Below are 12,613 nucleotides of genomic sequence, written 5' to 3' on the forward strand. Positions count from 1 at the left end.
CGATGCGATTCGCCGCTGCCTGTCCAGGGCACCTCGAGGTGCCCCTGGGAGACGAGGGCGAGGAAATCATCGCGCGATTCACGGGGGGGTCGACAGTGGCTGCTCGCGGGCCGGGGTCGCCGTTGCGCGCGAGTAGATCCGTGGAGCCCCATGGAGAAAGGGCGAATCACGGCACACCTCCCCTGGTAGGAGTCGCTCGCCGAACGACCGCCGCGTTCGAGGAACGTCATTGCCGGGGCCCGAGCAGGAGCGCAGGAGAGCGCGCTGTGAGGTTTGTATCGGGGGAGGTCGGGAGGAGACGGCGGCGCCGAGCTTCAGAGGACGCGGTAGAGTGGTGCAATGAATCGATTAATCCTGCGTACCACGCCCGAGTTGTTGCTCTGCCTGTTGACAATCACCGCCTGTGACGCCGAACCCGAGGCGATCGACGAGAAGGTGAGCGAGCGCGCCGTCGACGGCGCGACCGCAGTGTACACGTCGCGGTCCGCACCGTCGACGTCAACGGCGAGACGGTCGCGTCGCGCACTCGCGGGGCGCTGACGCCGGAGGTGTTCCAGCGCGCCGGCCGTCCGTGGTCCTACTTCGACGAGGAACACCTCTATCACGAGGTCGCGTGGACGCGCTCGCTCGCCGACGGCACCCGCGAGCACGGCCACGAGATCGTGCGCGAGGACAACCCGAGCCCGGTCGTCGCGCAGCCGGACCTGACCCCGACGAGGATCGATCCGTCGTTCACGGCGCTCCTGGCGGACGACGCCATGCGGCGCGCGCCCGAGACGATGGTCGAGGTGTCCGTGCGTCTGCGCGACTTTCCCGACTGGGATGTCCCCCTGCTGCCGCCGGCGGTCGGGTTCTCCGAGGCCGACGCACGGCGGGTGATCGTCGAGCGCGAGGCCGCGATCGCGGCGCGTGCCGAGCTGCTGGACGACATGTCCGTGGCGCTGGTCGCGGAGCTCGAGGGGCTCGGCGGCGTGGTCGTCTCGCGGCAGCCGTCGGTCGGCTGGCTGACGCTGCGCACGCCCTGGTCGAGCCTGCCGGGGCTCGCCGAGCACCCCGACATCTCGAAGCTCTCCCTCGCCGCTGGTAAGTGGTCGCTGCAGTGGCACCTCGGAGAGGGCCGCCAGCCCGGACGCCTCGACGCCGATCGCTTCTGGACGCAGGGCTTCGACGGCGGGCGAGCCAACCCCGATCGACACTTGGTCGGTCACATCACCGTGGGCGTGATCGACAACGGCCTCGAGGACGAGGCGTGCGCCTTCTACGACGGGGCCAACTGCACGGGGACCTCGCGGATCCACCGGCGGTTCAAGTGCTCCAACACCCCGATCAATTATTGCCAGCCGCTGGTCGCCGGGATCAACTTCCTCGAGGTCGACGAGGACTTCCACGGCACCAGCGTGTCGAGCGTGATCCTCGGCGACTACACCGACGATCAGGCGTGCGGGGTCGCGGTCGGTGATCCGCTCTGGGTGTCCGGCTGTCATAGCGCCGCGTTCGAGAGCCGCGCGACCGGGATGGCCCCGGAGGCGCGGCTCGTGTTCTTCGCGATCACCGACGAGAGCTCCAATGCGCTGATCTCGGCGCAAATGGACGACGCGCTCTTCGACGCGATCGGCAGCCACGTGGACATCGTCAACATGTCCGTGGCGATGGACGACGGGGACCTCGGCACGGCGTGCAACCCCGAGCCGCTGCAAGCGTTCGAGGAGGAGGCCGAGAACGCGTACGACGACGGGATCCTCGTCGTCGTGGCGGCCGGCAATACGAGCGGCGCGTCGGCGACGTCGTGCGGGATCTACTCGCCCGCCGACGGCCTCAAGACGCTCGCGGTCAACGGCTTCACGGCGTCGGATCCCGACTGCGCGAGCGACTACCATCAATGGTGCCTGCTCGACACGCCCGGCGCCTCGCGCGGCGGTGGCGACGCGATCGTCAACGGGATCACCCGGACCCAGGCGCTGTCGCTGATCGACGTCGTCGCCCCGACCGAGATCACGTCGGCGACGCAGGGCCAGGGCGACTTCGGCGAGGTCAAGACCACCACGGCGGTCGGCGGGACGAGCCACGCGGCGCCGCACGTCTCCGGCCTCGCGGCGCTGATCAAGGACCAGTACCTCGCGGGCGGCCTGACGTGGATCAACAACCCCGGCCGCCTGCACACGATCGTGCTCGCGCACACCGACCGCCACTTCAGCGCCGCCCCCGCCGACCCTGATCAGGCGACCGCGCAGCGGTTCACCGGCGCCGACAAGTGGTACGGCCTCGGCCGCATGACGATGCGCCTTTTGGGCGCGGGCGGCGATCTCGGGCTGTTCTATAATCACTTCCGCACGTGGTCGTTCACGTCGGCCAGCACCAGCAGCACGTACTTCCCGTTCGGCACCTCGCCGATGCCGGCCGGCGTCGAGGTGGTCAAGTGCGTGATGACGATGAGCGAGGACCTGTCCAACAAGTCCGACATCAGCGACATCGACTTGCGGGTGCGTATCCTCGCCCCGGACGCCAACGGTCTCTGCTCGTCGAGCGGCGCGCAGATCGCCACGCGCGGCGACTCGTCGTACGACGTCAAATCGATGGTCGCGTACGAGGCCCCCGCGACGACCCTCGGCGGCAATTGTGCCGAAGTCAGCCTCGTCAAACAGCACGTGACGGCGGCCGGAGTCACGACGCACACGATGTGCTACTTCGCCGAGAAGCAGGACGACGCCTGAACGAGCGCGAATCGGGGCACGCCGAATCCTGGCCGCCCCGATCGGTCGACCACCGGCTACGCGGCGGCACCTGGCCGTCACGTCACGCGTCGTCGAGCTTCTTCAGCAGCCGGTCCAGCTTCGGCGTCTTGGCCCACTCGGCGATCCGCCTGGGCCGGCGCGACGAGTGGACGCCGAGCCCGTGCTCGTAGCGGTCGACGCCGAACAGCGCCAGAGTGACGTCGAGGTACACGGAGAAGCTGGTGAAATCCGAGGACTCCATGTCGGCGCCGTGATCGGTGGCGACGATCATCACCGGCTCGGGTCCGAAGACCAGGTCGGCGTGGTTGTAATTCGAATAACTGTCGATGCACACCGCCCGCACCGCCGGGGGCTCGTGCGGCTTCCTCCCGAACATCCGCCGCAGGTGGTCGTCGTCGATCTCGTTGACGTGGGAGTTCTTCTCCCAGGCCGGTGAGATGGCGCGCGCGACCGGCAACAGGTTGATGCACCCCGGCGGCTGTCCGTAGTCGGGCCCGTCGAACGGCTTGGTGCGCGCGTCGTAATCGTGCTCGCGCAGGCCCCACTCGAGGAACACTCCGTCGTGCGCGAGGTAGAACGCCCGCAGGTCGTCCGGCAGCGGCGAGCCGACCGCCTTCTCCGCCTTGCGAATCGCCGCCGCCGTCGCCGGCGGGCGGACGACGACCTTGTACACCTCGACCTCGGGGTGCGCGCGCAGAGTCGCGACCATCGCGTCGAAACGCTCGCGGAAGTACGATTTCGCGGCCATCCTGGTGCTCCTTCGATTCCACGAGATACCAGCCCCACGGGCGCCGGGCAACGACCACGAACCGGCTCGACGCGGGCCCGCGGGCGCGAGCCGGGCGAGGTCGGCGACGGCCGTGGCCTCGTTGGCAGCCGCGAGCGGAAGCGACGCCAGGGGAGCAGGTCGCCCGGCCGAGATCGTCTCGATCGCGCGGTACCGCGTCCGCGGGCGCGAGGCTCAGGAACGCGAAGAGCCTGGGCCGGAGCCGAGATGATCGTCCTCACCCGCGACGGCGCCATCGCCTGCGCCTGCGACCCGAGCGGGCCTCGACGGTAGCGAGGAATGTCGTGACGGGCGGCGACGCCCTGCGCTAACGTCGACGCATGGAGAGCGAGTACACCGCGGACATGATTCAGGTCCTCACGCTGCGCGAGAGCGTGCGCAAGCGGCCCGGGATGTACATCGGCTCGACCGACGACAGCGCGGGCCTCCTGAGCTTGCTGCTCGAGGTCGTATCGACGCCTGTCGAGCAGATCCTGCTAGGCCGCTGCGCCCGCGTCGACGTCCGCGTCGACGCCGACGACTTCGTCACCGTCACCGACGACGGCCCGGGAGTCCCGGCGCGCTCGCTGGCCGACCTTCTCGAGCAGCCGGTCGACGTTCAAGGCCCGCGCGTCCACCTCGCGTTCCGTGGCATGAGCCTGGCGATCGTCAACGCGGTGAGTGATCCGTTCGAGGTCGACACCGTCCACGGCGGCGAGCAGGCGACCGTCGCATACGCGGGCGGCCTGCAGCGCGGCCCCATGCGGGTGAGCGCAGCGTCGCGGCCGTCGGGCACGCGCGTCCGGTTTCGTCCCGATCCGCAGATCTTCCAGTGCACGCGCCAGCCACGAGCCGAACTGACGCAGCGTCTCGAAGACCTCGCGTTCCTGCTGCCCGCGATGGCGCTGTCGTGGAGCTTCGCGGGCGAGCGCGCGACGGGTCTCGTCGAACGCCTCCGCGCCGAGCTCCGCGGACCGCTCGGCGACGTCGCGTATCACAAGGGCGAATATGTGACGGAGGACGGCCCGACTGCGGTCGAGGTCGCCCTCGCCTGGCCCACCGAATCGGGCGGACGGCCCCCGCAGATCCTCGGCTTCACCAATCTCCAGCGCACCGAGGACGGCCCGCACCTCACCGGCCTGCTCAGGGGCGTCCGCGACTTCCTGAGGATCCGCCGCGACCGCGGCCTCGAGGGGCTCGTGGCTGCGGTCGCGGTGCGCTTCGACGATTCCCGCTACCGCGTGCAGACCAAGTACAGGCTCGCCAGCTCGGGCCTGTACTCGGCGGTGAAGGAGGCGACGTCGACCGCCCTACAGCACTGGACCGAGCGCTTCCCCGAGGCCGCGAAAGCGCTGCGCAGCCGCGTCAAGGCGCGGTGAGGCCGGACGGTACATCGCCGGCGCGGCGACGATCGCGAGACCGCGTGGGCGTCCGCTTCTGTCCGCTCTCACCGCCGGCGCTCCCTACAATGATCAATGGGCGACGGACGGCGCTGCGAGCTCGGCTACGCGGGTCGGGTCGAGGGGCTGGCGGAGCTGTGCGGATCGACCGCCGGCGCATCCCAGGCGACCTCGAGCGAGACGAGGCCGCGGAACATCACGACCTGGCGGAATTGCAGCGGCTCGTCCCCGGCGAGGCGCAGCCCCGGCAGGCGCGAGGTGAGCACGGAGAGCCCCACGCGCCCCTGAAGGCGCGCGAGCGCGGCGCCGAGGCAAAAGTGGACACCCCGACCAAAGCCGAGGTGCTCGCCCACGTCGGCGCGCTCGGGGTCGAACCGCAGCGGGTCCGCGATCACGCGCTCGTCGTGATTGGCGGATCCGAGGGCCAGGAACACCCGCGCGTCCGGCGGGATCGTGACGTCGCCGAGCTTCACCTCGACGCGGGCCACGCGGGTCGTCCCCGGGACCGGGCAGTCGCGGCGAAGGGTCTCCTCGACCACGGCGGCGGCGAGCGATGGATCTCGCACCAGCGCGGCGAGCCGGTCCGGGTGCAGGAGCAGCAGCCGCACTGCGTTGCCGAGCAGGTCGGTGGTGGTCTTGTGGCCCGCGAACACGAAGGTGGTCGCATGGGTGACCGCCTTGACCATGTCGAGCCGACCGCCGGGGTCCGTCGCCGCCTGAATGATGGTCGTCAGCAGATCGGTCGACGGCGCACCCGCTCGCGCGGTGATCAACTCCGCGAGGTGATGCTGCATCGCGACCACGCTCTCGGCCGCTCGCACCCACTCGCCGGTCGGCAGCTGGCCGCCCATGAACAGGCGCGCCGCGTCGTCCGCCCATTGACCGAACTTGCTGGCGTCGGCCGGCGAGACGCCCAAGATGCCGGCGATCACCGCCACCGGCAGCGGGCCGCAGAAGCGCGCCATGAGCTCGGCCCGACCGTCGGCGGCGAAGGCGTCGACGAGGCCGTCGGCCAGCGCGACGACGGTACCCTCGAGCGCGGCGATTCGCTCGGCGGTGAAGGCGGCGTTCATCTTTCGTCGCACCGCAGTGTGCTCCGGCGGGTCGAGCTGGACGATCGGGCCGGTCCGCGGGAACCCCTTCCGCATCACTGCCATCACCTCGGGCGGCGGCTCCTTGACGTTGGTGGTGGTGACCCGCGAGGAGAAGCGGTCGGTGTCGCGGAGAATGGCCGCGACGTCGGCGTGCCGGGTGACCACCCACATGCCCAGATCCTCGCAGAAGAAGATCGGCTCCTCGGCGCGCGCCAGGGCGTACCGCGAATACGGGTCTTGCTGCACTTCGGGCGAGAAGAAAGCGAACGCGGGGCGCTCCGTCATCGACGCTGAAGCGTACACGCGCCGGATCGGCGGCTTCAAGGGCGCTCACGCCGACCGCGGTCGCGGAGCCCACTGGAGCGCGCTGCTGTCCCCATGCGAATGGAAGGCGAAGAAGGACGCGAAGAGGTCGACCTCGACGCCTGGCTCCTCGGCCAGGAGCCTGTCGTCGTCCGCCACAAGGTCGCGCGCGCCGTCGAGAGCGACGAGGTAGATCCCCTCGCCCTTCGCGGCATCGCCCAGCGCCTCGCGCGGCCTGACAGCGCCGCGCGAGCACGAGCGTGGACGAGGTTGTTGGGCGCGGCCGTGCCGCGTGCACCGCGCGGTCCCTGGATGGTACCGTCCAATGAATGCGGGGACGGCCATGACCGATCGGGCAGGCATGTCCGCGGAGGTGCAGCGATGAGGAGAATTCTCGAGGCCGTCGTGTTGCTCGCGCTCGGCTGTCGCACGCCCGAGCCCGCGAGCACGGCGCCGGCCGAGACGAAGGCCGCGAGCCCGGCATCGGCGCCCGCGCCGGCCCCCGCGGAGTCGGGGCCCGTACCGGCGCCGGTGGAGTCGAAGCCCGAACTGTCGCCCGCGAGCGATCCGGCGACCGCACGCGAGCCGCGGGCGTGCGGGCCCGGCGAGCGCCTCGACACCGGCTGCACCTGCAGCGACGGGGTCGCCTGCTTCGACATCTGTTGCGGCGCGGACGCCCTGTGCGGCCATCCGGCCGAGCCCGGTGGCAAGTCGGCCTGCATCCTCCAGGCGTCGCCACCGGCGGCCGAGAAGAAGCCGCGCGCGTGCAAGGACGGCGACTTCCTGGCGAGCGGGTGCCGCTGCGGCGGCACGACGTGCATGGACATCTGCTGCGTCGGCTCGGCTTGCAGTCATCACGCCAGCGAGGACGGCGGCTATGCGAAGTGCCTCCGCCGCTGATGCCGTGATTGCCGGGACCGCCGCGCTGTCGACGATGATGAGTCCGACGAGAGCGACCTGAATGACCGCAGGCCGACCTGGCTGGACTCTCGTCATTCGCGGCGCGAGGTCGTCCTTCGGTCAGGCCGCCCTGAACATGTCACTCGACCTTCGTGGGGGCGGTCATGCGGGCGATCGGCATGACGGGCCCGTCCACCTGATCCTCGAGCACGACCTCGGTCCGGGACGGGTCGATGACGACGAGCGAGACGTCGTCCGTGCTGCGCTTGATCGCGGCGCCGCGCTGATCGCCGGCCTCGTCGACGATCCAGCCGCCGACCCAGCCGTCGATCTGGCCCCAGTAGAGGCCGGCCTGGCCGCTTTCGACCTGGGCGCCGGTGAACTCGTAGGGCCCGTTGGTGACGCCTTCGCCGCGGAGCTCGGCGCTGAACTTGCCCCCTTCGATATCGAGCTCGAGGGTGGCGCCGTCGGCGTTGGTCAAGGTGCCGGCGCCGTCGTCGAGCGGACCGTGAAACCAGGCGCGGACGCCGAGGTAGTCGTAGCTTCCGTCGCAGGCGAAGACGGTGACGAGGTCGTCGGCGGCGACGACGGCGATCCGGACGTCTTCGGCTGGCCGACGAAGATGCCCTCGGTGTCGCCCGCGGTGTTGCACGCGCTCGCCGTCACGGCCAGCGCGGCTAGCCAGGCGCCGGTCAGGAGCGCCCGCGCCGGGTACAGCTCGGGTCGGGAGAAGAGAGCAGGGAGCCAGCGTGTCGTCATGGTCGCCTCGGGAGAGCAGCGCGCCGGCGCTGTCTCGCTCGTCCTTCGAAGTCGCCGGAGCGGGCCGAAAAATTGCGGCGGCGATCCGAAAAGTAGCGATCGGCCCGAACTGGCGGCGAGCTCGCGCTGCGAGCGGAAGATCGGCGCGACCCGACGGAGGGCACGTTGTCCGCCGTCTTGCAGCAGCGCGCCGCCCCGGCGCCGGCGAGGCCGTCTTTCGCGGCGCTCGGCGGGGCCGAGATGGAGATCGAGCGACTGCGCGCCCGGATCGAGCGCGCGAGGGGGAGAGCAGGTCGAGCGGGCCCTGCTCGGTTTCAGCCACGGCGGCTCAGCCCGGCGGGCGCGGGCACTTGCCGGTGCCGGAGGCGCGGTTGTTGTCCGTCCGGCACTCGTGCCACGCGTGCATCGGCATCCCGTCGTCGACGACGACCCACACCACCGAGGTGCCGTCGACGATCCCGGGCGGAGGATTCGGCAGCACCAGCACGACCTCTTCGGCCTCGGCGGGGTAGAGCACCTTGGTCGTCACCCCCATCCCGAGCAGGACGCCGGCGTTGTTCGGGTCGCCGTCGTAGAAGTAGACCGGCACGCCGACCGGGACCGCCGCCTCGCCGATGTTGCGGACGCGCGCGACCAGGCCGTACGCCTCGGGCGCGCATTGCAGGCGCAGGTCGACGATCAGGTCGGGCGCCGCGAACTCGCCCTCGGGCTGGACGTTCTGGCGGAAGTTGTTGAGCCCGGGCACCTTCCAGTTGGTGGCCTCGACCTTCGGGGTGACGCCGCTCTCCTCGGTGTTGGTCACGTGATACGTGTGTTGATTCCACACGCGGCGGGTCCGCACCCAGCTGCCGAGGCTGTCGCCGAAGATCCGCACCCCGGTCTGCTTGGTGCCGTCGCAGGTGATGCCCGAATAATCGTTGGAGACGGCGACGATGTCCGCGTGCCCGTCGCCGTCGACGTCGGCGACCAGCGGGTACTCGACCAGAGTGCCGGTGGTGTTGCAGGTGCTCCACAGCACCGTCCCGTCGCTGCCCTTGTACACGCGCAGGGTGGTCTCGTCGGAGTAGACGACCTCGGCCGAGCCGTCGCCGTCGAAGTCGAACACCGAGGAGCCGGTGGCCGCCGACGAGCAGTCCTGGGTCTGCTTGATCCACAGGAAGGTCTCCGCGTCGGGCACGTTCGGGTCCATCAGCTTCTTGCCGTCGAACACCGCGTAGCCGACCCCGCCGGCGACCGCGACGTCGGGCGTGCCGTCGCCGTTGAAGTCGGCGATCGTCTGCGGGCCGCCGCCCGAGGTGGTGCCGGCGGACCCGGGCGGGCACAGATCCGGCGAGAGCGGGCCATTGATGTCGATGCCGGCGCGGAGGATCTGGACCCCGTTCGCGGCCAGCGGGTCGTGGCGCCAGATGATCAGGTGATGCGGCAGGAGGGGGCCGCCGTTGGCGATCGTGGCGACCTCGGCCTTGCCGTCGAGGTCGAGGTCGGCGACCGCGCTCCACACGCCCTCGAGGCCGGTCGCCGCCATCACGCCGCCGGCCGCGTTGTAGGCGCCGCGGGCGTGGACGATGTCGAGCTGGCCGTCGCCGTCGAGATCGGCGGCGGTGTTGATATAGCTGGCGGGGAGCATGGTCTTGATCGCGCCGGTCTTGCCGTCGCGCACGGCGCCCGGGGTCAGGACCTCAGGGGCGCCGTCCTGGTCGAGGTCGGCGATCGAGACGAACGAGCCGCCGCCCGGGCCCGGCGAGCTCCACAGGATGCTGCCGTCGCCCCGGAACGCGACGATCTTGCCGGTCGTGGTGCTGGCCAGGACCTCGTTGCCGGGCACCCCGTCGATGTCCCCGCCCGCGAGCTCGGACCCGGGCGCGATCGGGTCGACCGCGTCGAAGTAGGTCCACTTCTCGACGATCTGGCCGTCGACGGTCGAGATGACGTGGATCGTGCCATTGTTTTGGTAGTCGCCGTTGTCGAAGGTGGAGAACACGATCTCGGGGATGTCGCGCTCGTCGACGATCAGGTCGCAGTTGTCGTCGTCGAGCTGGATGACGATCGGCGTCATCATGACGTCGCCCTTGTCCCAGTGATACTTGACCACCGGCGCGAACGTGCCGGGCGGCGGCTTGTACTCGCACTTGGACAGGCAGGTCGGCGGGTCGCCGGGGTCCTGGCCGTCGAGGCAGACCGGCGGCGACGGCAGGCACTTGCCGGTCGCCGGGGTGACGCCGCCCTGGCACATGCCGCCCATCATCTCCGGCTCGCCGAGCGAGTACTCGCAATATTCTTCGTCGCCGCATTCGCTGGCGTCGATGCAGGCGCCGCCGGGGGTGACGCAGGTGTTGAACGAGCAGAAGCCGCCCTCCGGGCAGCAGGTGTCGCCGCAGGCCTGGTCCTCGGTCGGACAGCACACGCCGCCGATGCACACGCCGCCGTGGTCGGCGCAGTCGGCCGGACACACGGGCTCCGCGGTGGTGCCCTCGGTGCTGTCCGTGGGGTCCGCCTGCGTGGTCGAGGTCGTCTGGGAATCACTGGCGGTGCCGGTGCCCCCGTCGGTGCCGGCCTCGGTCGGCACGGTGGCGCCGCCCGTCGTGGGAGCCGTGAGCGAGGTCGTGGCGAGGCCGTCCGTGGCCGATTCGCGGGCATCGTCGCCGCAGGCCGCGCCGAGCGCGAGACCCCAGCACAAGAGCAACGTCGGGGTAGGCTTCATCCACACAGGGTAACGAACCTCGTTCACCGGCGACAGCGCCGAGATTGCGAACTCGAGCTCGTGTCGCGGTCGCGCCTCGGGTGGGCGCCGAGGTCGCAAGGGGCGAGGCCGTTGCGATCGCGCTTGCGCGGTTCGTCGCGAGCGTCGACGACTTCGGGCTTCGTGCGCGTCGGCGTTCGCGACTCGTCGCCGCGTCAGGTGCTCGCCGACGCGAGCACGGAAGCGTCCCCCCGCATGTCGCTCTCGAGCCGCAGGTCATGAGCGACCGTCACGACGTGGATGTTCTCGAGCGCGCCGGTCGTGCGCAGGATCGGCCGTCGGCCACGCGGCTCACGACGCTCTCGTGCGGAAGTGGCGGGCTCACATGGGGACGGGTCGAGATCTCCGTTCGTGGTGCGGCAGCGAGGGCCCGTCCCGGGCGGCCGTCGTTCGCGCGGAGGGGCCGCCGTGTTCGCGACATGTCCCGTAGGACATCCTATGATTCGCGCTCGCTGCGGAGGATCGTCAGCGCGCGCAGCGGAAGCCGACGGTGCCGTAACCCCACTGGGGGCTGAGGCCGTAGCGGTAGGACGCGCGCAGGTAGCCGGGGCCGTCGTAGAAGCTGCCGCCGCGGACGACCCGGACCTGGCCGCGGTCGGGGCCGGCGGGGTTGTGCCTGGGGGTCCACAAGTACGTCTTCGGGTGGTACCAGTCGGCGACCCACTCCGAGGCGTTGCCGGCGAGGTCGTGGACGCCTTCGGGGCTGACGCCGGCGGGGTGCCGGCCGACCGGGGCGGTGGCCTGGCCGCACTCGTACGTCTGCGCCCGCTTGCACGTCGGCGCTGCGTCGCCCCACGGGTACTGGTGGCGCGCCTCGGGGCCCCGGGCGGCGCGCTCCCACTCTGCCTCGGTCGGCAGCCGCTTGCCCTGCCACGCGCAGAACGTCTCCGCCTGGGCCCACGTCGCGCACACGACCGGGTGGTCCTCGCCGGTGAACGCCGCCGGCAGCGGGGCGCCGCGGACGAACGCCTCGCCCGTCCACACCTCGCAGCGGTCCAGCGCGATCTTCTCGCACTCGCCGGCCAGGTCCCGTCGGCCAGGCCCGGCTGGCCGGTGCCCGGCAGCGCGGGGGCGCAGGCGAGGGCCGCCGCAGTCACGAGCGATGCGAGCCGCTTCGACGACGCCATGGTTCGACAGGATAGCGGAGCGCCGCGAGGTCCGACCCCTACCGCGATCGGACCGGCGAGCGCCGCTCACCGCACGGCGATGTCGAGGCGCATCGCCGCGAGCCGCGTGGTCATCGAGCTGCAACAGGTCGGGTTCGGCGGGCGTCGCTTGTGGGGGCCCTCTATTCATTCGATTGCGGCGAGGCGAGCGCTCAGGAGGTGGTCGTCCGCCGGAGCGCGTCGCGTCGCAACAATCATGGGAGACGACAGCAAATGCGCTCACGAGGTCCGATGGCGAGGAGCGGTCATCGCCGGCGCGCGATACGTCGATCCGCCGCGGGCGCCCGGAACGCGCCCGGAACGCGCCCGTGGGCGCCCGGGGTGCCCGTGGGCGCCCAGACGCGCCCGTGGGCGCCCCGTGTGCTCGTTCCATTCCGGGGCAACGGGTCGACCGCGCGATCTTTCGGGCTTGCGTCGGCCCGGCGACTTCACTATGTTGAGAGCGAATCTTTGTGAGGAGTCAGTGAATGGCACAAGTGTTCGGACAGGTTCGTGGTGACGGCAGCGTGGCGAATGATTCGGGCGGCTTCACGGTCCAGAAGCTCTCCACCGGCACCTACTTCATCAATACCCCGGATACCAACGGGCAAGTACCGATCGTGGTGGCGATGCCCGGGAACGCGTACACGACCGCGGCGGTGCGCGTGCAGGAGTACGGGCCCGGGGGCGTCACCGTGTGCACCGGGTTCACCGACCAGCGCGGGAACCTGGACTGCGACTTCTTCTTCATCGCCATGTGGCCGTGACGGCAGG

Annotated in this window: 9 protein-coding genes; 4 read left to right on the top strand and 5 right to left on the bottom strand. The window is 70.7% G+C overall.

Going from position 1 to position 12,613, the window contains the following annotated elements; all coding sequences use genetic code 11:
* Positions 1–548 precede the first annotated feature (548 nt).
* Positions 549–2,711 (top strand): S8 family serine peptidase, encoded by a 2,163-nt coding sequence (locus O0S08_RS04015; protein WP_269037635.1) that lies wholly within the window; start codon positions 549–551, stop codon positions 2,709–2,711.
* A gap of 82 nt (positions 2,712–2,793) precedes the next feature.
* On the opposite strand, the gene O0S08_RS04020 is transcribed toward O0S08_RS04015, so the two are convergent.
* A complete protein-coding gene (locus O0S08_RS04020) occupies positions 2,794–3,480 on the bottom strand; it encodes an SMI1/KNR4 family protein (protein ID WP_269037636.1) in 687 nt (228 codons plus the stop codon).
* Between the two features lie 359 nt (positions 3,481–3,839).
* On the opposite strand from O0S08_RS04020, the gene O0S08_RS04025 reads away from it, so the two are divergent.
* Positions 3,840–4,877: an ATP-binding protein gene (locus O0S08_RS04025; RefSeq protein ID WP_269037637.1), complete on the top strand. Its 1,038-nt coding sequence runs from the start codon at positions 3,840–3,842 to the stop codon at positions 4,875–4,877.
* A 125-nt stretch (positions 4,878–5,002) separates the two neighbouring features.
* On the opposite strand, the gene O0S08_RS04030 is transcribed toward O0S08_RS04025, so the two are convergent.
* Complete coding sequence (locus tag O0S08_RS04030) at positions 5,003–6,277, bottom strand: cytochrome P450 (RefSeq protein ID WP_269037638.1); 1,275 nt, start codon at positions 6,275–6,277, stop codon at positions 5,003–5,005.
* A 399-nt stretch (positions 6,278–6,676) separates the two neighbouring features.
* Between O0S08_RS04030 and O0S08_RS04035 the strand changes: the two genes are divergently transcribed.
* Positions 6,677–7,195: a hypothetical protein gene (locus tag O0S08_RS04035; RefSeq protein ID WP_269037639.1), complete on the top strand. Its 519-nt coding sequence runs from the start codon at positions 6,677–6,679 to the stop codon at positions 7,193–7,195.
* A gap of 139 nt (positions 7,196–7,334) precedes the next feature.
* On the opposite strand, the gene O0S08_RS04040 is transcribed toward O0S08_RS04035, so the two are convergent.
* The 3 genes from O0S08_RS04040 to O0S08_RS04050 form a co-directional block, all read right to left on the bottom strand.
* Complete coding sequence (locus O0S08_RS04040) at positions 7,335–7,847, bottom strand: hypothetical protein (RefSeq protein ID WP_269037640.1); 513 nt, start codon at positions 7,845–7,847, stop codon at positions 7,335–7,337.
* A 435-nt stretch (positions 7,848–8,282) separates the two neighbouring features.
* Positions 8,283–10,655, bottom strand: coding sequence for an FG-GAP-like repeat-containing protein (locus O0S08_RS04045; protein WP_269037641.1), 2,373 nt, complete (start codon positions 10,653–10,655; stop codon positions 8,283–8,285).
* A 504-nt stretch (positions 10,656–11,159) separates the two neighbouring features.
* On the bottom strand, positions 11,160–11,678 hold the full coding sequence (locus tag O0S08_RS04050; protein WP_269037642.1) for a formylglycine-generating enzyme family protein: 519 nt from the start codon (positions 11,676–11,678) through the stop codon (positions 11,160–11,162).
* Between the two features lie 649 nt (positions 11,679–12,327).
* On the opposite strand from O0S08_RS04050, the gene O0S08_RS04055 reads away from it, so the two are divergent.
* On the top strand, positions 12,328–12,606 hold the full coding sequence (locus O0S08_RS04055) for a hypothetical protein (RefSeq protein WP_269037643.1): 279 nt from the start codon (positions 12,328–12,330) through the stop codon (positions 12,604–12,606).
* The last annotated feature ends 7 nt before the right edge of the window (positions 12,607–12,613 follow it).

The organism is Nannocystis punicea, from assembly GCF_026965555.1.
GTDB lineage: Bacteria > Myxococcota_A > Polyangia > Nannocystales > Nannocystaceae > Nannocystis > Nannocystis punicea.

Coding starts and splice junctions, on each gene's coding strand:
- O0S08_RS04055 (WP_269037643.1), top strand. CDS start 12,328: ATGGCACAAGTGTTCGGACAGGTTCGTGGTGACGGCAGCGTGGCGAAT.
- O0S08_RS04020 (WP_269037636.1), bottom strand. CDS start 3,480: ATGGCCGCGAAATCGTACTTCCGCGAGCGTTTCGACGCGATGGTCGCG.
- O0S08_RS04025 (WP_269037637.1), top strand. CDS start 3,840: ATGGAGAGCGAGTACACCGCGGACATGATTCAGGTCCTCACGCTGCGC.
- O0S08_RS04045 (WP_269037641.1), bottom strand. CDS start 10,655: ATGAAGCCTACCCCGACGTTGCTCTTGTGCTGGGGTCTCGCGCTCGGC.
- O0S08_RS04035 (WP_269037639.1), top strand. CDS start 6,677: ATGAGGAGAATTCTCGAGGCCGTCGTGTTGCTCGCGCTCGGCTGTCGC.
- O0S08_RS04030 (WP_269037638.1), bottom strand. CDS start 6,277: ATGACGGAGCGCCCCGCGTTCGCTTTCTTCTCGCCCGAAGTGCAGCAA.